We start from the raw sequence: 21854 nt of genomic DNA on the forward strand, positions 1-21854 counted from the left end.
CGCTGCCCGCGCGGCCGAGCCCGATCACAAAGCTTTGCCACGGAGACACACCGTGCCCGATCCGCACGCTCAGGTCGAGACCCCGGAAGCGCGCAACCGCCGCCGGCTGCGGGTGGCCAAGTCCCAGGCGGACATGGCCTACTTCCAGGCGCGCCTGAGTCTGCTCGGCGAGCCCAAAACGTTGAATCAGGTCGCGCAGCAACGCACCTTCAAGCTGCTGCTCAAGGCCATCGGCGAGCGCATGGTCAACGTCGAGCCCGGCAGCTGAAGGCGCCGATACATCGGCGTCTCCCAAGGACACGGCCCTCGTAGCTCAGTCGGATAGAGCAACCGCCTCCTAAGCGGTAGGTCGCAGGTTCGAATCCTGCCGAGGGCGCCATTCTCCCCGCCACAATCACCCGCCGAGGCAGCGGCTGCGCACGAGGGACGTCAGGGCGTCGATATCCGCGCAGGCGTTGAGCAGCTCGGCATTGATACAGACCTCGGGCGTGTCGCCGTCGACGCGCAGTACCGCCGGCAGGCCGATGTCCAGCGTCGGCCACCGCCGGCGCATCTCATCGCGGTGCAGAAAGGTGCAGGGTACGTCCAGCGCGGCGATGAAGTCCCGCCAAGCGCGCCGCTCCGTGAGCCAGCCGTAGGTCACTTTGCACAGGTTGCAGCTGTAGGTGTCGGGCGCAAAGACCTTGTGTGCCGCATCGGCCATGGTGTTGAAGAGGCCGCTGTCGGCGTTGTAGACGAATACCAGCTCGCTTGGGGCTGGAGCGCTCATGGCTTTGCCTCCGCGGCGGGGCTGAGATCGGCCTGACCCCGGTCCCGGCTCCGGCTGGGGCTCGGCTCCAAAGGCAGGCGCAACAGGCGCAGCGGGCGCTGCCAGGCGGCATCGTCGTAGGCGCCGATGCCGAAGCGGATGGCCTCGGGGTCGTCGCGCAGCCGGAAGGAGCCGAAGAGCCGGTCCCAGAACGAGAAGACGGTGCCATAGTTGGAGTCCGTCTCGGCGCGCACCACCGAGTGGTGCACCCGGTGCATGGACGGCGGCACGATCACCCGGCGCAGGCGCGCATCCAGCCGCGCGGGGACGGCGAGGTTGCTGTGGTGGAACAGGATCACCAGCACCATCGCCGATTTGTAGAGCACCAGCATGCCTAGAGACATGCCGAGCGCCATGAGCACCAGGCAGTTGGCCAGGGCCGAGAGCAGGATCTCCACGGGGTGGAAACGCAGCGCCGTGGTGCTGTCCATGGCCGGGTCGGTGTGGTGGACGCGGTGGAAGCGCCACAGCAAGGGGATGCGATGGTTGGCGCGGTGCCAGGCGTACATCCAACCGTCGAACAGCACGAAGGTCAGCGCTGCGCAGGCGGGCCAGCCGAGGGCGAGCGTGTGGCAGAGGCCGATGCCATGCGCCGCGGCCGTTTCCACCGACAGCACCAGCAAAGGTGCGGTGAGGGCGCCGACGGCAGCGCTGACCGCGGCGAGGCCGAGGTTGTTGGCGCCGTGGCGCAGCCGCTGCCCGCGGCCAGCGTAGGCCGGCAGCCAGCCCTCGGCGGCGAAGAGCGCTGTCAGGGCGATGAGGCCGATGATGGTGTCCGTGCTCATGTCGTGGTGTCGGTCTTGCTTGCAGCGGCGCCGAGCGCCCCGGGAGCTGAGACCCCTGGTCGGGGGTGAATGTTTCCGCCCGGCGCGGCCGCGGGCCTGTGTCAGTGCCGGCGCTCGTACTCCTCGGCCAGGCGCGCCGGCGAGACGCCCGCGAAGAAGCGCAGCATCGCGGTGGCATTGCGCAGCTGTTGGCGCAGCACGCCGCCGCGCTGAAAACGCACCGCAGAGGTGGTTACCGCTGCGCTCAGTTTGCGGATGCGCCGCCAGGGTCCGGGCTGACGGCGGACGCGCCGCGCCAGCTCCACGTCTTCGAACAGCGGCCAGTCCGGGAAGCCGCCGACGGCGTCGAACAGGGCGCGGCGGATGAGGTAGCCCTGGTCGCCGAAGGTGGTCCACACAGAGTCGAAGCGCGAGCACCAGGCATAGAGTGCCAGCACCGGGTGGCGGTGGTCGAAGCGCAGCCGAAAGCAGGCCATGCCCAGGGCCTGATCGGCAAGGGCCGACGCGATGGCGCGGTCGGCGTCCGGCGGCAGCTGGGTGTCGTCATGCAGAAAGAGCAGCACGGGTGCCGTGGTGGCGCGGGCGCCGGCATTGCATTGGGTGCCGCGCCCGCGGGGGGCTCGGATGCGCCGGCAAGGCAACGGCGTGGGGGCGACGGGCGCCGCACCTTCCGGCTCCACGACAACCAGCTCGCGCGGACGCAGCGCGGTGTGCACCTGCTCGAGGCGGGCGGACACAGCGGCGTCCAGGCCGCGTGTCGGCATGATCACCGCCAGCGGTGCGGTCTCGCCCGCCGCGGGCGCCGTCGGCAAGGGGCGGGGTGGATGGGATTCGGGTGTCGCCTGCATGCGCTGTATCTGTCGAGCGGCTATTTCGGTCTTAGGCCCCGAGGCCGTGGAGAACGGAGAAGAATCTCGTGTCGCTCGGGCTGAGCCATGAATCCCGACGCCGCGGTGGCGGTAACCGCGTGATTGTCGGGCCTCCTAGCATCGGTTCGAGCGCCGCCGAGGCCGCCGCGACGCGCTCGCACTGCGCCTGGCCGAGACTTTGGTGCGCGGGTGCGGTGGGCTTGCGGAAAGGCCCCAGCGGCTTGAGCCGGGCGCGGCGTCGTCGTGGCCTTTGCGACAATTTGGCGGATCTGTCGCAGGCTGCTCGGGGTGGCGGATGCTCGGCGGTGGGGCCGAAGTCCGGCGCGCGCCCGCTTCTTGACCCTCCGGACGTGGGGACGATCAGCTGGCACGTCATCTGCTTGCTCCCTGGGGCATGGACGCTTTGCAACACCGTATCCAGGCGCTGCACCCGCGCGCCGAGGCCCTCTGTGCCGCCCTGCGCAGCGAAGCCGAGCGCGTCTTCGGCGCCGAGACTGCCCTCGGCTGTACGCCGAAGACAGCGGTCTTTCGCCTCGAGCGCGACCCCGCTTCCGGGGCGGACAGCCTCGTCGGCGAATGGCAAGACGAGCACGGCCACCGCATCGGCATGTTGGTGCTCCATCCAGACGGCGGCTGCTTCGGGGAATTCGACCTCGTGCGCATGCACCCTCACAAGCCGGGCTGGTTCGTCGAGGCGGTGGAGGCCTGGGCGGGGGCGGCGGCGCACGGTAACGATGCCGTGTGTGCGGACCTGCGGCTGCTGGCCGCGCCCTGACACCGAGGCAAGACCCAGTCATGTCCGCCGTCACCCGGCTGGTCCTGTATCACAAGCAACGCAGCAGTGCGCGGCTGCGCTTCCTGCGGCATGCGCATGGCGGGGTCTGCACGCTCGGGCCTTTGGCGGCGGATGCGACCGTGCATCCGGGGCCTTGTGCCGCGGGCGCCGGCAGCGGCCGTCTGCACACCCATCCCGGCATGGCGCTGCGGGCCGCCGAGGCCGAGCTCGGCCTGCAGCGCGGCCGCATCGAGGCGGACGGCGGTTTTCAGGGGCAGGTACGCGCCGCCGGTGGCTGTGCGGACGTACAGCTCGCCTATTTCGTCGACCTCGACCCGCCCATGGCCGCAGCCGAGGCCGCGGGCGCGGCATTCATTGACTTGACCGAGGCCCGCGGCTTGCCGACGCCGGAGCTGGCGCTGCTGCGGCTGGTCTACGAGTACACCCTAGGCTGAGCCCGGACCCCTGCTGCGGCGAGCGTCGCGCCCCAGTCAGGCTCAGCTCGGGCTCCTGACTCAGGCTCCGGCTCAGATCTGCGGCGCGGGCACCGGCTCGTCGCCTGCGGCGCGGATGGTGGGCGGCGATGGCGTGCGCGGCGCCGCGGGCTGTGCCGGCTCTGTGTCAGAAGGCTGGGGGTCAGAAGGCTGGGCGTCAGAAGGCTGGGGCGCCGGCGGTGGCGGTGTTTCCGGTCTGGCGCGTTGCTGCGGCTGGTCCTCACCGGACTGGCGCGTGGGAGTGGCCTCGGGGGCGGCTTCTGCGCTTGTCTCGCCGCTGGCGGCGGCGCCGGACCCGGACCCGGACTCTGAACCGCTGCGGCGCGTAGATGTCTCGGCGTCCGCGGCCCCGGCGTTGCTGTCGCGACTGCCGTCGTTGGCGCCCCTGGTGCTGTGCGCCTCGGTTGCTGCTTGGCTCCCGCTGGCAGGGTTGGACTCAGTGTCCGCGCTGACCGCGGCGTCCGCTTCCGGCTCGGGCTGCGCTGCGGCGGTTGCCGACGCCGTCTCCGCCGGCGCCTCGCTGGCATCGGCTGCGCCATCGCCGGCGCCGGGCGATGCCGTATCGGCGGTTGCGGTCTGTGCAGCCGATGCCTGCCGCGGCGTGCTCGCGGCGGCCTCCGCCTCGGCGGCGCGGCGGGCGCGCTGCTCCGCCTGCCGGCGCGCACGTTCCTCGGCCTGCCGGCGTGCACGCGCTTCCTCCCGCTGACGGGCGATGCGCTCGGCGTAGTTGCCGTAGTCAGGGCCGTTGCCCACCACCGTGACCGCCGTGCTCGGACCCACATGGGCGAAGACGGCTTCGGCCATCTGCGGCGGCATGCGAATGCAGCCGTGGGAGGCGGGCTGGCCCGGATTGGGAATGGGGCCCGCGTGCATGCCGATACCGTCGTAGGTCAGGCGCATGAAGTGGGGCATGCTGGCACCGACGAAGCGCGCACCCTGCGGCACCGGGTCGCGGCCATGGGCACTGCTGCGGATGACCTTGCCGTTGCGCACCAGCTTGCCGTAGAGGTTGGAGCGCTTGTCGCGCACCTTCTCGAGGATGGAGAACTGTCCCCGCGGTGTGGGATGGGTGGAGACGCCCGTGGCGATGGTGGTCCAGCCCACGCGCTCATTGCCGGCATAGAAGTTGGCCAGCTGGGTGTTGGTGTCGATGACAATGCGCGTGACTTCGCGGCCGTCGCCGGTCCAATCGTAGAGCTGGCCCGGCTCGCGCTCTGGCTCCGGCTCGCTGGCTTCGGCCACCGCCGAGTCGGCGTCTGGCGAGTCACCCTCGGCCGAGTCCCCCTCTTCGGTATCAGTGGCAGCCGGCGGGTCTTGGACCGTCTGCGGCCATTCCGGGAAGCCCATTTGGGCGCAACCGCCGGCGTTAAGGAGCCAGGCAGCCAGTAGTGCGAGCAGCGCGCTGCGGTGCAGGCCCGGTGTGAGTTGTCGGTTGATCATGCGGTGAATCCGGCGGCGGGATGGGTCCGGCGGCGGGATGGGTCCGGCGGGGACTGACAGAGCAGAGGGTGCGATGTGGAAACGTTAACCGATTGACGCAAGTGGAGCAAAGGCAGCGCCGTTTCCGGGCGTGTCACCTGCAAGCGCGCTCGCCGGCTTTGGCGCCATCCGCCGCTGTGCCAGCGGGCCGGTCGGCGGGTGCCAGCGGCGCGCGGCGATACGGTATCCTGCACGGCAACAAAATGCGGGCCCGGGCCTGCCGCGCTCTGGCGCTGCACCCGGTTGGCCGCGTCGCAGTAGCCACACGAGACGCCCGACACTCATGCAGAGCGAGTACGACCCCGCCGCCGTCGAGGCAGCGGCACAACAGTATTGGGACGCCAACCAGACCTTCCGCGCTGTGGAGGACCCGGCGCGCGAGAAGTTCTATTGCCTGTCCATGTTCCCGTATCCGTCCGGGCGGCTGCACATGGGCCATGTGCGCAACTACACCATCGGCGACGTCATCGCCCGCTACGAGCGGATGCGCGGCAAGAACGTGCTGCAGCCCATGGGCTGGGACGCCTTCGGCCTGCCCGCCGAGAACGCGGCCATCAAGCAGGGCATCCCGCCGTCGCAGTGGACGCGCTCCAACATCGAGGCCATGAAGGCGCAGCTGAAGCGCCTCGGCTTCGGCTACGACTGGGAGCGGGAGCTCGCCACCTGCGACCCGGACTACTACCGCTGGGAGCAGTGGCTGTTCACCCGGCTGATGGAGCAGGGCCTAGCCTACCGTGCCAAGGCCGCCGTCAACTGGGACCCGGTGGACCAGACCGTGCTCGCCAACGAGCAGGTCATCGACGGCAGGGGCTGGCGCTCCGGTGCGCTGGTGGAGAAGCGCGAAATCGAGCAATGGTCCGTGCGCATCACCGACTACGCCCAGGAGCTGCTGGATGCCATCGACGGCCTCGAGGGCTGGCCCGAGCAGGTGCGCACCATGCAGCGCAACTGGATCGGGCGCTCCGAGGGCGTCTACATGGAATTCGGCATCGCCGGCCCCGGTGTGAGCGAGCATGACACCCTCGGCATCTACACCACTCGCCCGGACACGGTCATGGGCGTGACCTATGTCGCCGTGGCCGCCGAGCACCCGCTGGCCCGCGGCCGCGCCGAGCAGGACCCGGACCTCGCCGCCTTCATCGAGGAGTGCCGCCGGGGCGGCACCACGGAGGCGGAGCTGGAGACCATGGACAAGCAGGGGTATCGGCTCGGCCTGGACGCCGTCCACCCCATCACGGGCGAGCCCGTGCCCATCTTCGCGGCCAACTTCGTGCTCATGGGCTACGGCACCGGCGCCGTCATGGCCGTGCCCGCCCACGATCAGCGCGACTGGGAATTCGCCGAGCGCTACGGCATCCCGAAGCAGCAGGTGGTGGTGAGCGCCGACGGCAGCGACTGCGGCATCGCGCAGGGCGCCTACGTGGACAAGGGCGTGCTCACCAACTCCGGCCCCTTCGACGGGCTCACGTCCGAGCAGGCCTTCGACGCCATCGCCGCCTGGCTCGCCGAGCGCGGCAAGGGCGAGAAGCGCGTGAACTTCCGGCTGCGGGACTGGGGCGTGTCGCGCCAGCGCTACTGGGGCTGCCCGATCCCGGTGGTCCACACCGCCGACGGCGGCGTGCGTCCGGAAACGGATTTGCCCGTGAAGCTGCCGGAGGACGTGGTGGTGGACGGCTCCGGCTCGCCGCTCAAGAAGATGGATTCGTTCTCGCAGCTCGCTAACGGCGAGGTGCGGGAGACCGACACCTTCGATACCTTCTTCGAGTCCAGCTGGTACTACGCCCGCTACTGCTCGGCGGACTGCGATACGGCCATGCTGGACGCCCGCGCCAACTACTGGCTGCCCGTGGACCAATACGTCGGCGGCGTCGAGCACGCGGTGCTGCACCTGCTCTACGCGCGCTTTTTCCACAAGCTGATGCGCGACGCAGGGCTGGTGGATTGCGACGAGCCCTTCGCGAACCTGCTGACCCAGGGCATGGTCGTCGCCGAGACCTGGTACCGCGAGGACGCCGACGGCAAGCGCACCTGGTACAACCCGGCGGACGTGGAGGTCACGCGCGACGACAAGGGCAAGCTCGTCGGCGGCGTGCTGAAGGCGGACGGCGAGCCCGTGACCTTCGGCGGCGTCGAGAAGATGTCCAAGTCCAAGAACAACGGCGTCGACCCGGAGACGCTCATCGAGCGCTACGGCGCCGACACCGTGCGCCTCTACACCATGTTCACCGCCCCGCCAGACCAGTCGTTGGAGTGGTCGGACGAGGGCGTGGAGGGCGCCGCGCGCTTCCTGCGCCGGCTCTGGTCGCTGGCGGCCGCAAGCGCCGAGGCGGTGCGCGCGGCATCGCCGGCGACCGCGGACGACGAGGCCGTAGCGGATGCCCGCCGGGAGATCCATGCCGCGCTCAAGAAGGCGCTGTTCGACTACCAGCGCCACCAGTTCAACACCGTGGTCTCCGGCTGCATGACCATCGTCAACGTGCTGTACAAGCTGGACGCGGCTCAGCCTGCTCAGGCGGCGGTGCTGCGCGAGGGGCTCGGCATCGTGCTGCGGCTGATCGCCCCCATCGCACCCCATGTGGCGCATCACTTGTGGCAGGCGCTCGGCCTCGGCGACGACGTGCTTGCGGCGGGCTGGCCCGTGGTGGACGAAGATGCTCTGGCCCAGGACAGCATCCAGTACGTAGTGCAGGTGAACGGCAAGGTGCGGGGCAAGGTGCAGGTGGCGACGGACGCATCCCGAGAGGCCATCGAGGCCGCCGCGCTGGCCGATGACAACGTCCAGCGCTTCATCGGCGATGCGCCGGTGCGCAAGGTCATCGTGGTGCCGAACAAGCTGGTCAACGTGGTGGCCAAGTGAGCCGCGTCCCCCGCCCCGCCGCGATTCGTCCCACCGAGAAAAGGGGACGGTATATGCAATTCACGGCATTTGCTGCTGCCGCCGACCCAATCGCGGGTTCTCGCTCCTGGCTTGCGCCGGCGCTCGTGCTACTCGCGGTCCTGGCGGGCGTGCAGCTCGGTGGCTGCGGCTTCCATTTGCGCGGCGCCGTGGATATTCCGCCCGCCCTGAGTCCGGTGTACGTGCGCGGGGGCGGTCTGGTCGGACGCAGTATCGAGGGCCGCCTCGTCGGCAGCGGCGTGCCGAGTACCCGGCAGGCCTCGGAGGCCGGTCTCATTATCGACGTCCTGTCCGAGGAGAGATCCTCCCGGGTGGTCGCCGTTGACCGCGACGGCAAGGCCTTGGCTTACATGCTGACCTATCGGGCGCGCTTCCGCGTCACCGACGGGACAGGTGCGGCCCTCATCGAGCCGCAGACACTGGCGCTGGAGCGCACCTTCGACGACAACCCGGACGTGGCGGTGCTCGGCAAGGAGTTGGAGACGGACATCATCTATAACGACATGGCAGACGATGCCGCGGATCAGGTGATGTTGCGGCTGCGCGCCGCACTGCGGCAGTCCGCGGGCGCCCCGGGCTGAATCCTGATCGCCGTTGCTGCCGCTGCGGCCATCCACCAGGCTATGCGACTCGACCCCACTCAGCTCGCGGCGGCCCTGAACGGTCCGCCGGCGCCGGTCTATCTGCTCTTCGGCGACGAGCCCCTGCAGCTGGGCGAGGCCGCCGATGCGGTGCGCGCCGCGGCCCGCGCCCATGGCTTCGGCGAGCGTACCTGCCTGGACGCGGACGCCAACGCGGATTGGTCGGCGCTGGACCATGCCGCCGCGTCGCTGTCGCTGTTCGCCGACCGGCGGCTGGTGGAGGTCAGACTCGCCGGCGAAGGCGTCGGCAACGAGGGCGCCAAGGCCCTTCGGCGCTACTGCGACCGGGGCGCCGACGACGTCCTGCTGCTCATCATCGCCCCGCGGCTGGACTGGAAGACCCTGTCCTCCAAGTGGGCGCAGGCGCTGGATGCTGCCGGCGTCATCGTGCAGGTGCGCCAGCCCCAGGGCCGCAGGCTCCAGGATTGGCTGCGCGGCCGGCTCACCCGGGCGGGCTTTCAGCCCAGCGACGAGGCCCTGGCGCTGCTCGCCGAGCGCGTCGAGGGCAATCTCCTGGCCGCTGCGCAGGAGATCGAGAAGCTCGGTCTGCTGCGCGAGCCGGGGCCGCTCAGCGCCGAGGCGCTGCTGGCCAGCGTCTACGACAGCGCCCGCTATGATCTCTTCGATCTCACCAACGCCGCCGTGGCCGGCGACCGCGCCCGGGTGCACAGGGTGCTGCATGGCCTGCAAGCCGAAGACATGGCGCCGCCCCTGGTGCTGTGGGTGCTCGCCCGGGAGCTGCGCAAGCTCGCGGCGCTCGGCTACGCGCTCGCCAACCGCGGCGACACCGGCGCCGTACTGCGCGAGTACAAGGTGCCGGACTCCCGACGCAGCGCCACCCTAGCCACTGCCCGCCGACTCTCGCTGACCACCCTCTGGGAGCTGTTGGCCCGTTGCGCCGACGCCGACCTGGCCATCAAGGGCCGCAGCAGCGCCGACCCTTGGGCGGTTTTCGTGGAGATCGCCGACGGTCTCGCCGACGCTGCGTCCCGGCCCCGGTCATGAAGCCGCTCGCGCAGCCCCGCGACGCCGCAGCGGGGCTACGCAAGCCGGCCCCTCACCCAAACCGAAGACGATCCGAACACCCCGCAATAGCGTGACGGTATACTGAATAATCGACAGCCCAGATCGCTAAGTTAAATATACCGTCCCCTTATCGCAGGGATAACAATATGGTGACGGTATACTTAATTGGTGCGCCGCTGCTCTCGGTGGCGCCTGACGCCCGATGGCGGACCTCTTGTGAGCGTTGGCCTTTCCTAAGGGCCTCGACGCTGATCGCCGCTCAATGCGTCGTTGCGCCGTCGTGCGGTTTTTTTGCCTTGTCTCGTCAGTGGACTTGCCCAGACTTCCGCCCAACGCGGACCTCGTGGAACAATGCGCGCGTCGAAGCAATGCGCTGAAAGAGATTCCGACCATGCCCGAGACCCAGATCACCGACGTCGCCGCCTATATGGCGGAGGTGGGCGAGCGCGCCCGCGCCGCTGCCCGCGCCATGGCGCGCGCTGAGACCGCCGCCAAGGACGCGGCGCTCACCGCCGTGGCCGCGGAGCTGGATGCCGCCCGTGACGCCCTGGGCCAGGCCAATGCCGCCGACCTGGAGGCGGGCGCGGCCAAGGGGCTGGACGCGGCGCTGCTGGACCGCCTGGAGCTGACGCCCGGGCGCATCGACGCGATGATCGAGGGCCTGCACCAAATCGCTGGCCTGCCGGACCTGGTGGGCGCCATCTCCGAGCTCAACTACCGGCCGTCGGGCATCCAGGTGGGGCGGATGCGGGTGCCGCTGGGGGTCGTGGGTATCGTCTACGAGTCCCGGCCCAATGTGACCGCCGATGCCGCCGCCCTGTGCCTGAAGTCCGGCAATGCGGCGGTGCTGCGCGGGGGCTCCGAGGCCTTCCACTCCAACCGCGCCATCGCCGAGTGCATCCAGCGCGGCCTCGCCGCTGCCGGGCTGCCCGAGGACGCCGTGCAGGTGGTGGCCACGACGGACCGCGCCGCCGTCGGCGCCATGATCTCGAGCCCGGAGCACATCGACGTCATCATCCCCCGCGGCGGCAAGGGGCTCATCGAGCGCATCAGCCGCGATGCCCGGGTGCCCGTCATCAAGCACCTGGACGGGATCTGCCATGTCTATGTGGACGATCGGGCGGACCTGGACAAGGCGCTGGCGGTGGCCGTCAACGCCAAGACCCAGCGCTTTGGCACCTGCAATACGCTGGAGACGCTGCTGGTGGCGGCCCCCGTCGCCGGCGATTTCCTGCCGCGGGTGGGGGCTGAGCTGGCCGGCGCCGGCGTGGAGCTGCGCGGCTGCGAGCGCACCCGCGCCGTGCTGGGGGATGCACGGCCCGCGAGTGACGAGGATTGGGACACGGAGTACCTGGGGCCCATTCTCGCCATTCGCGTCGTCGACGACCTGGATGCGGCCATGGACCACATCGAGCGCCACGGCTCCCGGCACACCGACAGCATCATCACCGAGGACTACGGCCGAGCGCGGCGCTTCCTGCGCGAGGTGGACTCCAGCTCCGTGATGGTGAATGCCTCCACGCGCTTCGCCGACGGCTTCGAGTATGGCCTGGGCGCCGAGATCGGCATCAGCACCGACAAATTCCATGCCCGCGGGCCAGTGGGGCTGGAGGGGCTGACGTCCCAGAAATTCATCGTGCTCGGAGACGGCCATGTGCGGCGTTGACGCGGCGGGCGCCGACAGTCCCGCCGCCATCCGCAGCCCTGCTTGCGCCGTTGCCCGATGCTGCCAACAGCGCCGGTTTTCTGCTATGGTCAAGTCATCAGCGCAACACTTGGGCAACCCACTGAGCGCACGCGCATCGTGCAGCTAGAGCTAGTCCGGACCCAACCCGATCTCCACGCTAGGCTCGCGCTCGTCGCGCAGTCGCAGGCGTCTCGGCAGCGCCCGGCCATGCAGCCGCGTTGGCCATCCGCCGGTGCCGCAGCGCTACACGCACGGGCCGGGGACCTCCACCTCCATCGGCGGCATGCCTGTTAGCGAGCGCACTCCAGCCGCCGCGCCGGCCCGCCTGTCGGTGCCCCCACCTGCGGCGGCAGCGGCCTCGCGATGATCGGCCTCTTCGGCGGCGCCTTCGACCCGATCCACTTCGGGCACCTACGCACCGCGCTGGAAGTCCAGGAAGCGCTCGGGCTGCGGGAGGTCCGGCTGCTCCCGCTCAACGTCGCCGTGCATCGCGAGCAGCCCGCCGCCGACGGCGCGCTGCGGCTTAGCATGCTTCAGGCGGCCGTCGCCCACACCCCGGGCTTGGTGGCCGACGACCGGGAGCTCAAGCGCCCGGGCGGCTCCTACACCGTCGACACCCTGACCCAGCTCCGCGCGGAGCTGGGCCCGGACCTACCGCTGTGTCTGCTGGTGGGCGGTGACGCCTTCAACGCCTTCTTCGAGTGGCACCGCCCGCGGGACATCCTGGGGCTCGCGCACCTGGCCGTCATGCGCCGGCCGGGGAGCCTGCTGCCGCGCGACGCCGCGCTGCGCGAGGAGCTGGAGCGCCGCCGCACCCAGGTCGCGGCGGATTTGCAAGCCGCGCCCGCTGGGCGCATCTGGCTGCAATCGGTGACGCAGTTGGACATCTCCTCCACCCGCATCCGCCGCGCCATCGCCGGCGGCCGCAGCGCGCGCTTCCTGCTGCCGGATCCGGTGTTGGACATGGCACTCGCCGCCGGCTGTTATGCGGCTCCATCGGCCAAGACCACAGCGCCCGACAGCGCCGACACCGAATCCAATTCTTCAGCCCAGAGGGGACATGATGCAGCTTGAGCAACTGAAAGACCTGGTCGCCGAGACCCTGGACGACATGAAGGCCCGCGACATCGCCGTGATGGATGTGCGCGGCAAGACCACGGTGACGGATTACATGATCGTCGCCTCCGGCACCTCCGACCGCCATGTGAAGGCCATCGCCGAGACCGTGGCCTATCGGGCCAAAGAGGCCGGCGAGCAGCCGTTGGGGGCCGAGGGCGTGGAGGCCGGAGAGTGGGCCCTGGTGGACCTGAACGGTGTCGTCCTGCATGTGATGTTGCCCAAGGTGCGCGATTTCTACAATCTAGAGCGGCTCTGGTCCGCACCGGCCCTGGTCTCCGAGAGCCTGCCGCGGCAGAGTGCGGCGGCCGGGCGCCTCTGAGCCGGTCCGCGTCGCGCGCAGCCGCCGGGGCCCGCAGGCGACGTTATGGACAGATTCGATCGCATCTTCGAGCTGAACCGTATCCTCCAGGGGGCGCGGCGGCCGGTGCCCCGCAAGCGCCTGGAGGCGGAGCTGGAGTGCTCCCGGGCGACGGTGAAGCGCATCATCGAGGACATGCGCCTGTACCTGAACGCGCCCATCGTCTACGACCGCGACTACAACGGCTATTGCTACGATCAGGCCGAGGGCGGCATGTACGAGCTGCCGGGACTGTGGTTCAACGCCTCGGAGCTGCATGCGCTGCTGACGGTGCAGCAGCTCCTCGCCGATGTGCAGCCGGGCCTGCTGGAGCCCATGCTGAAGCCCCTGCAGCAGCGCATCGACGGGCTGTTGGAGCTCCAGCATGCCGGCTCCGAGGGGCTGCAGGGGCGCATCCGCATGCTGCAGATGGCCGCGCGCTACAACGCCGAGCAGGGCGGGGCCATTTTCCAAACCGTCGCCGGCGCCCTGGCCCAGCGCCGGCGCCTGCGCATCCGCTACTTCAGCCGCTGGCGGGAGTCGCGCGCCGAGCGGGACGTTTCCCCTCAGCGCCTGGTGCACTACCGGGACAACTGGTACCTGGACGGCTGGTGCCACCTGCGCGAGGGGCTGCGCACCTTCGCCGTCGACGCCATCGAGGGCGCCGAGACCCTGGAGACGCCCGCCACGGACGTGGATGCGGCGGCGCTGGACAGCCACTTTGCCAGCTCCTACGGCATCTTCGCCGGCACCCCGGAGCACGAGGCGGTGCTGCGCTTCAGTGCCACCCGCGCCCGCTATGTGGCCAACGAGCGCTGGCACCGCGACCAGCAGGGGCGCGTGCTCGACGACGGCCGCTACGAGCTGCGGGTGCCCTACAGCAATCCGGCGGAGCTCATCATGGACATCCTGAAGTTCGGCCCGGAGGTGGAAGTGGTCGCGCCGCTGGCCCTGCGGGAGGCCGTCGCCGAGCGCCTGCGCGAGGCGCTTGGGCTCTATGCCGACGCCGCCGCGTCAGCGCCGCCTGCCGCGCTGGCCGTGAAGCTCACCGACCATGCCGTCTGAGCCCCGTCCCGGGGGTCTGCCGGCTCAGGCTCAGGGAGCTGCCGCGCGGCGCATCACCTTGGTTGCCGCCGTCGCCCGCAACGGCGTCATCGGCCACGGCAATCGCCTGCCCTGGCACCTGCCCGCGGATCTGGCGCACTTCAAGCGCCTGACACTCGACAAGCCCATCGTCATGGGCCGGCGCACCTGGGAGTCTCTGCCCGGTCTGCTGCCGCGGCGCCGGCATATCGTCATCTCCGCGGACCCGCGCTATCGCGCCCAGGGCTGTGAGGTCGTCGCCTCGCCGGCCGCGGCGCTCGCCGCCGCCGGGGAGGTGCCCGAGGTCATGGTGGTGGGCGGTGCTACGGTCTACGCAGCGCTGCTGCCGCAGGCCACGCATATGGCGCTGACACTGGTGCATGCAGACAGCACCGGGGACGTGCACTTTCCCGCTTGGTCGCCGTCGGCCTGGCGGGAGATCGGCCGGGAGCACCGTCCCGCCGATGCGCGCAATGCTCATGCGCTGGACTTCGTCGTGCTGGAGCGCCGAGCTGCCGATTGAGCGCCGGGCTCCAGGCCGGGCACGCCCGCGGGTTGCGGCGCTGCGATGCGGGCGCCTCAGCAGTTGCGGCAGATCTCGTGGGCGAAGGCCTCCAGCTTGCGGGTGTCGCCGGCGAAGAGCCGGATGCCCTCGGCGAGCTTCTCGGTGGCCATGGCGTCTTCATTCAGGCCCCAGCGGAAGGCCCGCTCGTCGAAGTGCTGCTCGGGGATGTCCATAGCTGCGGCAGCGTCCGGGTCGAGCTTGCGCGGTACGTCACCGTCGGACTCAGCCAGCTCCGCCAGCAGCTTGGGCGCGATGGTCAAGTAGTCGCAGCCGGCGAGCTCCAGGATTTCGTCCACGTTGCGGAAGCTCGCGCCCATGACGATGGTGCCGTAGCCGTGGCGCTTGTAGTAGTTGAAGATCTCGGTGACGGACTTGACGCCCGGGTCCTCGTCCGCCGGGTAGCCGGAGACGTTCTCGGCGTTCTTGTACCAGTCCAGGATACGTCCGACGAAGGGCGAGATCAGGGTCACGCCGGCATCGGCGCAGGCCAGCGCCTGCGGAAAGCTGAACAACAGCGTCAGGTTGCAGTGGATGCCGCGGTTCTGGAGCTGCTCGGCGGCGCGGATGCCCTCCCAGGTGGAGGCGATCTTGAACAGTACCCGCTCGCGCGGGTCCACGCCGATGTCTTGGTAAAGCTCGATGAGCCCTTCGCAGCGGGCGATGGTGCCTTCGGTGTCGAAGGAGAGTCGGGCATCGATCTCGGTGGAGACCCGGCCGGGCACGATCTTCAGGATCTCGGCGCCGAAGTTCACTGCCAGCTTGTCCATGGTCCAGCGCGCCTGCTCCAGGGTGCTGCCGCCGCGCTCCTGCCCGAACGCGACCGCGTCCTCCACCAGATGCCGGTACTGGGGCAGCTGCGCCGCCTTGTAGAGGAGCGACGGATTGGTGGTGGCATCCTGGGGCTTGTATTCGGCGATGCTGTCGAAGTCGCCGGTGTCGGCCACCACGGTGGTCATGGTCTTGAGTTGGTCGAGCTTGCTCATAACGGGCTCCGCAGGGGGTTCCGCGCTGTCTGTCGGACAGGCGCTCGCGCCGAAACGGGATTGTCCGGGCGCCGTCCAAGCTTTGATAGTTCGGGATATCCCGTAGCTCCGCTTTCGCGGCTTAGGCTGGCGTCACAAAGACTTCCGCGAATTGTCACCAATCTGTAATATCCTGGCGCTGTGGTGCGCGTCGGCCGGCAGCGCTCGGCACGTACCGCCGCCTGCCGTCCTTCGCGGTCCGCCGCAGGTCGCATGCAATCCCGCTGAGCCCGACCCGATAACGCCCACTCGATGAGCCGCACGCGATGAATCTCTTGGCCATGGACTACTTGCTGCCCGGCGCAGCCGGCGCGGCGCAGGACACGGACGCGGCCGCCGCCGCCATCCGCGCCCACCTGCGCTGCGAGCCGGAGCCCCCTGTCAGGCTGCGCCGGCGCTTCTTCGACAGCTTCGAGTGGAGCCTGTACCGGGCAGGGGCAGCGCTGGAAGAGGTCGTCACCGACCAGCACCGGGAGCTGCTCTGGCAGGACCTCAGCAACTACGGGGCCATCCTGGCGCGCCAGGCGACGGCAGCGGAGCCCGGCCTGATCGACGACCTGCCACCGGGACCCGTGCAAGAGCGTGTGGCACCGCTGCTCGGCGTGCGCCGGCTGCTACCCATGGCGGTGCTGAGCGGCAGCCGGCAAACGCTGCGCGTGCTGAACGACGATGACAAGACTGTCGCGCGCATTTGGCTGGAGGAGATGCGGGTCGAGGCCGACGGCGGCCGCAGTTCCGTGCCCCTGCCGGCGCGCCTGCGCCTCGCCGGCGTGCGCGGCTACACCCACGAGACCGAGACGGCCGCCCACCGCCTCAAAACCGTGTTGGGCCTGGAGCCCGCCCATGCGCCCTTGTACCTGGAGGCGTTCGCTGCCGCCGGGCGCCGGCCCGGCGGCTATTCGTCCAAGCTCGACTACCGGCTCGACCCCGCGCAGCCCGCCGAAGCGGCCACCCGCACCATCCTGCTGGACCTGCTGAGCACGCTCGAGGCGAATATCGACGGCACCCGCCGCAATCTGGACCCGGAGTTCCTGCACGACCTGCGCGTCGCCACCCGGCGCACGCGCTCGGCCCTGAGCCAGATCAAGGGCGTCCTGCCCCAGGCTGTCGTGGATGATTTCAAGGCACGCTTCGCCTGGCTGCAGCAGGTCACGGGGCCGGTGCGGGATCTGGATGTCTATCTGCTGGACTTCCCGCAGCTGAAGGCCGAGCTGCCGCCGAGCCTGCGCGACGACCTGGATCCGCTGCGGGACTGGCTCGCCGCCCACTATGACGCCGAGCAGCAGGCCCTTGCCCGGGCGCTGGAGGGTGAGCGCTTCAAGACCCTGCTGCGGGACTGGCGGGCCTTCCTGGAGGCGCCCGAGCGCAACGGCGCCACGGACGCGCAGACCCCCATCAAGGCCGTCGCCGACAAGCGCATCAGGCGCATGGTCAAGCGGGTGCGCGAGGAAGGCCGCGCCATCACCGACGCCTCGCCGCCGGAGGACCTCCATGAGCTGCGCAAGAGCTGCAAGAAGCTCAGGTACTTGATGGAGTTCTTCCAGAGCCTGTACCCCGCCGACGACATCAAGGGGCTCATCAAGCAGACCAAGGTGCTGCTGGACAACCTGGGCCGCTTCCAGGACCTCGCCGTGCAGGCCGAGCACCTGCGCGAGACAGCGGCAGCCATGCAGCGGGAGGGCGCAGCGCCGCTGGATACCCTACTCGCCATGGGCGCCCTCGTCAGCCGGATGCTGGAGGGTCAGCAGCGCGCGCGCCGGGAGTTCGCGCGCATCTTCGCGGGCTTCGACAGCGCCGATAACATCGCCGGGTTCGAGCGCCTGCTCGCCGCCAAGAAAAGGCGCGCGGCACCAGCGGAGGCGGGCGCGTGAACATCATCGGGGTCTACAGCATTAAGGGCGGCGTCGGCAAGACCGCCACCACCGTCAACCTCGCCTACCTCGCCGCCGAGGCCGGTCACCGCACCCTGGTCTGGGACCTGGACCCCCAGGGCGCGGCGAGCTATTTCTTCCGCATCAAGCCCAGGGTCAAGGGCGGCGGCCGTGGCCTGCTGCGCGGCAAGCGCAGCCCCGACGACGCCATCAAGGGCACCGACTTCGAGGGCCTCGACCTGCTGCCGGCGGACTTCTCCTACCGCAACATGGACATCCTGCTGGAGGGCGCCAAGAAGAAGCCCGGGGAGCAACTGCGGCGTCTGCTGAAGCCCTTCGTGAAGGAATACGACCTGGTCCTCTTCGACTGCCCGCCCAGCATCTCGTTGATGTCCGAGAACATCTTCCGCGCCGCCGATGCGCTGCTGGTGCCGCTGATCCCGAGCACCCTGTCCGCCCGCACCTTGGCGCAGCTGCTGGACTTCCTGAAGACCGAAGACGGCTTCGGTGCGCTGCGGGTGCTGCCCTTCTTCTCCATGGTGGACGCCGAGCGCGCCTTGCACACCGAGACCATCGAGCGCCTCAGCGCCGAGCATCCGGAGATCCTGCCGGCCGTCATTCCGCTGGCACCGGAGGTGGAGCGTATGGGCCTGCACCGCATGCCGCTGCCGGCCTATGCCCCGTCCAATGCTGCCGCCGGTGCCTATCGCGCTCTGTGGGACGAGCTCGCCACGGCGCTTTGAGCATCCGCCGTCGCGCCCCGACGGCTCGGCGACAGGATCCGGGCGGGAAGCGGCTCGCGGTTACGACATAAAAGCAGGGACAGTATATGTATCTTGGCAGCAGTGCCGGCGCCATATTTAGTATACTGTCACCGAATATTTTCGGTGACAGTATACTGATCGTATGCTTCTCGTGGCTCAATATTCAGTATACCGTCCCGGATTTCCCGTCCAACGACCGCGCTTGCCGCGAACGCGACGTCCCCTGTGGTGACCTGATTTCGTCCGGAGCAAGCCCAGCGCTACCCCAAAACAGTGATCAGGATGCCAAATACTGCCGGTTGCTGGGATTGTATTCAGTATACTGTCACCGTTTTTGGGGGTGGCCGGGGTTATGTCCCGCGGAGCGCGCGGATGATCCGTTCTTCGAGCCAGTACTTTGGTCGCCAAGGCCAGCGCCCGGCGATGAAGCCGACATGGCCGCCTTTGGGGCTCAGCTCCAGGGTGACGCCCGGGCCCAGCTCGTGGGCGAAGGGGAGGCTCGCCTCGAACAGGAAGGGGTCGTCGGCGGCCTGGATGATGAGCGTCGGGGTGTGGATGTTCGGGAGGTACTGCCGGCTGCTGGCGCGCTGGTAGTAGTCGAAGACGCCTTGGAAGCCGTTCAGCGGGGCGGTGATACGGTCGTCGAAGGTGTTGAAGTCGCGGATCGCATCCAGCTTCAGGTCCGGGTCGAGGGCGGCTGGCCAGGGGCGTGACTCGAGCTTGCGCTTGAAGGTCCGCTTGAGCCGCGTCACCAGGTGCCGGCGATAGACCCTTGAGAAGCCGAGCTCCAGGCGCAGCATGGCGTCGCGCAGCACGAAGGGGACGGAGACGGCGATGGCCTGGGCGAGGTGGTGCTCGCGGCGCCCTTCACCCAGATACTTCAGCAGCAGGTTGCCGCCCAGGGAGAAGCCGACGGCGGCCCGCGGGGGGCCCTCGGCGTCGGCGGCGAGCACGCTCAGCACCTCGGCAAGATCGTCGCTGGCGCCGGAGTGATAGGAGCGGTCCAGCCGGTTCGGCGTCTCGCCTGCCCCGCGCAGGTGCATGAATATTGGCTTGAAGCCCTCACGGGCGAGCCGCGCCACCAGCGCGCCGGCGTAGTGCGAGCGCAGATCGCCCTCGAGCCCGTGAATGATGAGCACCGCGGGCCCGTCACCCGGGCCCACTGCAAGGTCGATGAAGTCGCCGTCAGCGAGCTCGATACGCCGGCGCTGCAACGCCAGGCCGTCCACCGCCGGTGCCCGCCGGGCCAGACTGCCCCAAAGGGTCTGCGCATGGGGCCCGGCCAGCCACCAGGCCGGGCGGAAGTCGCTTGGGACGATCTGGCCGGCGGTGGTGTCGGCGGCGGCGTCGGCGCTCATGCATAGCCCTCGGCATGCTGCGGGACCCGGCGCCGGGAGCTCGCCGGCGGGTCGGCTCGGCCCATAGCCATCGCCGAGCCCGTGTCGGCCAAGGTCGTGTTGAATGTTGTCGGCAGGATCAACCTTGTCATGGTTGCGTCGGTGTTGCTGGTGGATGCTGCCGCGGCCTTTTGGGACATTTGGGCTCGGCGGCTCTTGCTCTTGCTCTTGCTCTTGCTCTTGCTCTTGCTCTTGTTCTGGCGTCTCGGATACCGAGGCCGATTTCGATCGGCCCACCAGTGATTCGGGTTGCTGTGGACGCCGCGCTATCCGGCCTGGCGCGCATACAGCGCCGCATAGGCGCCGTCTTCGTCCATCAGCTCGGCGTGGCTGCCCTCTTCGATGACGCGACCGTGCTCCAGTACCAGCACGCGATCGGCCTGGCGTACGGCGCTCAAACGGTGGGCGATGATCAGGGTCGTGCGCCCGGCAAGGAAGCGCGACAGCGCCGCATGCAGCCGCGCCTCGGTGGTGGTGTCCAGCGCCGAGGTGGCCTCGTCCAGGATGACCACCTTGGGGTCGGCCAGCACCATGCGCGCCACCGCCAGGCGCTGGCGCTGTCCGCCGGAGAGGCGCACGCCGTTGCGCCCGACGGCGGTGTCCAGCCCGTCCGGCAGGTCGGCGGCGACGTCGGCGAGCTGGGCCACGCGCAGGGCCTCCCACAGCCGTGCGTCCGGGATGTCCCGGCCCTGGGTCAGGTTGAGGCGCAGGCTGTCGTTGAAGAGCGCCGGATGCTGGAGCACCGTGGCGACGTTGTCGCGCACCACGTCCATGCCGATGCGCTGCACCGGCACGCCGTCGAAGCGCACCTGTCCGCCGCTGGGTGCGTAGAGCCCGAGCAACACCTGCACCAGCGTGGTCTTGCCGCCGCCGCTGGCCCCGACGATGGCCACTTTCTCGCCGGCGGCGACGTCGAAGGAAATGCCATTGAGCACCTTGGGTCCGTCGCCATAGGCGAAGGTGAGGCTCGAGACCGCCACGGACACGGCGCGCTTGCCCGTGAAGGGATTGTCGGCATGGGGCCAGTCCGGCTCCCGGTGCAGGGCCAGCAGCTGGTTGATGCGCTTCAGCGCGGCATCCGCCGCCTGGTAGGCGTACTGCACGTTCAGCACCTCCTGCACCGGGCCCATCATGAACCAGAGATAGGCGAACACCGCCAGCATCTCGCCGATGGTGAGGTCCGAGAACACCACCATCAGCATGCTCACTGCGCGGAACAGGTCGAAGCCGAACAGGAACACCGTGAACGACAGCCGGTTGGCGGCATCGCTCTTCCAGGTGAAGGCGCAGGACCAGCGGCGGATGGCGTCGGCGGTGTCGATGCCGCGGCCGATGAAGAAGCGCTCGCGGTTGCCGGCGCGGATCTGCTGGATGGCGTCCAGCGTCTCGGTCAGGCTTTGGGTGAAGGCCTCGTAGGCGCTGTTCTCGCGCCGCTTCATTTCCTTGACCCGGCGGCCGAACACGAGGGTGGCGTAGACCACCACTGGATTCAGCAGCAGGATGAACAGGCCGAGCTGCCAGTGCATCCACAGCAGCACCACCGCGGTGCCCAGGATGCTCAGCACGGCGACGATGAGCTTGGCCACGGCGCTGCCGATGAAGTCGTCCACCGCGTCCACGTCCGTGACCAGGTGCGAGGCCACGGTGCCGCTGCCCAGGGTCTCGTACTCCGCCATGGACACCCGTTGCAGGCGCCGGAGCAGGGCGCTGCGCACGCGAAAGACGATGTCCTTGGAGATGATGGTGAATTGCCGGCTCTGCAGCACCGCAAGCCCCAGGGCCAGCGCGCGCAGCGCAACGGACGCCCCCAGCACCGCCAGTACATAGAGCACGGGCCCGTGCCACGCGGCCGGGAACAGCCCGTCCATGAAGGCGACGGCGGGCCCCGGCTGCTCCAGCAGTACCTCGTCCACCAGCACCGGCATCAGCAGCGGCACCGGCACCGCTGCCAGCGTGGCCAAGACGGCGATGACGTTGGCCAGCACCAGCTCGCGCTTGTGCGCCGCCGCCATCGCCAGTACGTGCGACCAGCGGTAGCCGCCGCTTGCCTCCGGGGCGTCGGCGTCTTGGATCATTTCTGCAACAGGAATGGTGTTGACCTCTTGACGATCTTTTTGGAAGAAGGCGGTAGCATCTTGACCCCAAGATGGTTTCCCTTGAGTTGGGGCATTCGGGGCCGGATGCGGTGTTTGTGGCGCAGGTACATCGTCACCTATACTCTGCATGTGGTGCCCCC

At 69.4% G+C, this 21854-nt stretch carries 20 protein-coding genes and 1 tRNA gene; 14 read left to right on the forward strand and 7 right to left on the reverse strand.

The window, feature by feature from the left end:
* Positions 1–52 precede the first annotated feature (52 nt).
* Both CKO31_RS13975 and CKO31_RS13980 read left to right on the forward strand, forming a co-directional pair.
* Complete coding sequence (locus CKO31_RS13975; RefSeq protein ID WP_200238529.1) at positions 53–268, forward strand: hypothetical protein; 216 nt, start codon at positions 53–55, stop codon at positions 266–268.
* A 34-nt stretch (positions 269–302) separates the two neighbouring features.
* Positions 303–379 (forward strand) — tRNA-Arg (locus tag CKO31_RS13980).
* Between the two features lie 15 nt (positions 380–394).
* Here CKO31_RS13980 and CKO31_RS13985 read toward each other — a convergent pair.
* The 3 genes from CKO31_RS13985 to CKO31_RS13995 form a co-directional block, all read right to left on the reverse strand.
* Positions 395–769 carry a hypothetical protein gene (locus CKO31_RS13985; RefSeq protein WP_200238532.1) on the reverse strand — a complete coding sequence of 125 codons (375 nt, stop codon included), beginning with the start codon at positions 767–769 and terminating at the stop codon, positions 395–397.
* The gene (locus CKO31_RS13990; RefSeq protein ID WP_200238534.1) at positions 766–1593 is read right to left on the reverse strand and encodes a sterol desaturase family protein; all 828 of its coding nucleotides are present in this window, start codon (positions 1591–1593) and stop codon (positions 766–768) included. Before CKO31_RS13990 ends, CKO31_RS13985 begins: the two co-directional genes overlap by 4 nt.
* A 101-nt stretch (positions 1594–1694) precedes the next feature.
* Positions 1695–2441, reverse strand: coding sequence for a TIGR04283 family arsenosugar biosynthesis glycosyltransferase (locus CKO31_RS13995; protein ID WP_242475372.1), 747 nt, complete (start codon positions 2439–2441; stop codon positions 1695–1697).
* A 415-nt stretch (positions 2442–2856) separates the two neighbouring features.
* Here CKO31_RS13995 and CKO31_RS14000 point away from each other — a divergent pair, with 415 nt between their 5' ends.
* Together CKO31_RS14000 and CKO31_RS14005 are read left to right on the forward strand one after the other, a co-directional pair.
* Entirely contained in the window at positions 2857–3237 is a 381-nt protein-coding gene (locus CKO31_RS14000; RefSeq protein ID WP_200238537.1) for a hypothetical protein, read from the forward strand.
* Positions 3238–3257: 20 nt separating this feature from the next.
* A complete protein-coding gene (locus CKO31_RS14005; protein WP_200238540.1) occupies positions 3258–3692 on the forward strand; it encodes a hypothetical protein in 435 nt (144 codons plus the stop codon).
* Positions 3693–3764: 72 nt separating this feature from the next.
* On the opposite strand, the gene CKO31_RS14010 is transcribed toward CKO31_RS14005, so the two are convergent.
* A complete protein-coding gene (locus CKO31_RS14010; protein WP_200238542.1) occupies positions 3765–5171 on the reverse strand; it encodes a L,D-transpeptidase in 1407 nt (468 codons plus the stop codon).
* A gap of 322 nt (positions 5172–5493) precedes the next feature.
* Here CKO31_RS14010 and leuS point away from each other — a divergent pair, with 322 nt between their 5' ends.
* The 8 genes from leuS (at position 5494) to CKO31_RS14050 (ending at position 14522) form a co-directional block, all read left to right on the forward strand.
* On the forward strand, positions 5494–8067 hold the full coding sequence (gene leuS, locus CKO31_RS14015) for a leucine--tRNA ligase (RefSeq protein ID WP_200238545.1): 2574 nt from the start codon (positions 5494–5496) through the stop codon (positions 8065–8067).
* A gap of 125 nt (positions 8068–8192) precedes the next feature.
* A complete protein-coding gene (locus CKO31_RS14020; RefSeq protein WP_322789146.1) occupies positions 8193–8687 on the forward strand; it encodes an LPS-assembly lipoprotein LptE in 495 nt (164 codons plus the stop codon).
* A gap of 42 nt (positions 8688–8729) precedes the next feature.
* The gene (holA, locus tag CKO31_RS14025) at positions 8730–9752 is read left to right on the forward strand and encodes a DNA polymerase III subunit delta (protein WP_200238550.1); all 1023 of its coding nucleotides are present in this window, start codon (positions 8730–8732) and stop codon (positions 9750–9752) included.
* A 412-nt stretch (positions 9753–10164) separates the two neighbouring features.
* Entirely contained in the window at positions 10165–11439 is a 1275-nt protein-coding gene (locus tag CKO31_RS14030; protein ID WP_200238552.1) for a glutamate-5-semialdehyde dehydrogenase, read from the forward strand.
* A 384-nt stretch (positions 11440–11823) separates the two neighbouring features.
* A complete protein-coding gene (gene nadD / locus CKO31_RS14035; protein ID WP_200238555.1) occupies positions 11824–12534 on the forward strand; it encodes a nicotinate-nucleotide adenylyltransferase in 711 nt (236 codons plus the stop codon).
* Positions 12524–12898, forward strand: a complete 375-nt coding sequence (gene rsfS / locus CKO31_RS14040; protein WP_200238619.1) for a ribosome silencing factor — start codon at positions 12524–12526, stop codon at positions 12896–12898. The genes nadD and rsfS overlap by 11 nt, the downstream gene beginning before the upstream one ends.
* 45 nt (positions 12899–12943) lie before the next feature.
* Positions 12944–13981, forward strand: coding sequence for a helix-turn-helix transcriptional regulator (locus CKO31_RS14045; protein ID WP_200238557.1), 1038 nt, complete (start codon positions 12944–12946; stop codon positions 13979–13981).
* On the forward strand, positions 13971–14522 hold the full coding sequence (locus CKO31_RS14050) for a dihydrofolate reductase (protein ID WP_200238560.1): 552 nt from the start codon (positions 13971–13973) through the stop codon (positions 14520–14522). Before CKO31_RS14045 ends, CKO31_RS14050 begins: the two co-directional genes overlap by 11 nt.
* Before the next feature lie 56 nt (positions 14523–14578).
* Here the strand turns inward: CKO31_RS14050 and tal are convergent, their stop codons facing one another.
* Positions 14579–15547, reverse strand: coding sequence for a transaldolase (gene tal / locus CKO31_RS14055; protein ID WP_200238562.1), 969 nt, complete (start codon positions 15545–15547; stop codon positions 14579–14581).
* A gap of 305 nt (positions 15548–15852) precedes the next feature.
* On the opposite strand from tal, the gene CKO31_RS14060 reads away from it, so the two are divergent.
* Together CKO31_RS14060 and CKO31_RS14065 are read left to right on the forward strand one after the other, a co-directional pair.
* The gene (locus CKO31_RS14060; RefSeq protein ID WP_200238565.1) at positions 15853–17457 is read left to right on the forward strand and encodes a CYTH and CHAD domain-containing protein; all 1605 of its coding nucleotides are present in this window, start codon (positions 15853–15855) and stop codon (positions 17455–17457) included.
* On the forward strand, positions 17454–18200 hold the full coding sequence (locus CKO31_RS14065) for a ParA family protein (RefSeq protein WP_200238568.1): 747 nt from the start codon (positions 17454–17456) through the stop codon (positions 18198–18200). The genes CKO31_RS14060 and CKO31_RS14065 overlap by 4 nt, the downstream gene beginning before the upstream one ends.
* A gap of 371 nt (positions 18201–18571) precedes the next feature.
* Here CKO31_RS14065 and CKO31_RS14070 read toward each other — a convergent pair whose 3' ends face one another.
* Positions 18572–19579 (reverse strand): YheT family hydrolase, encoded by a 1008-nt coding sequence (locus CKO31_RS14070; protein ID WP_200238570.1) that lies wholly within the window; start codon positions 19577–19579, stop codon positions 18572–18574.
* 305 nt (positions 19580–19884) lie between these two features.
* On the reverse strand, positions 19885–21693 hold the full coding sequence (locus CKO31_RS14075; RefSeq protein WP_200238573.1) for an ABC transporter ATP-binding protein: 1809 nt from the start codon (positions 21691–21693) through the stop codon (positions 19885–19887).
* Positions 21694–21854 lie beyond the last annotated feature (161 nt).

This window comes from Thiohalocapsa halophila, from assembly GCF_016583825.1.
GTDB lineage: Bacteria > Pseudomonadota > Gammaproteobacteria > Chromatiales > Chromatiaceae > Thiohalocapsa > Thiohalocapsa halophila.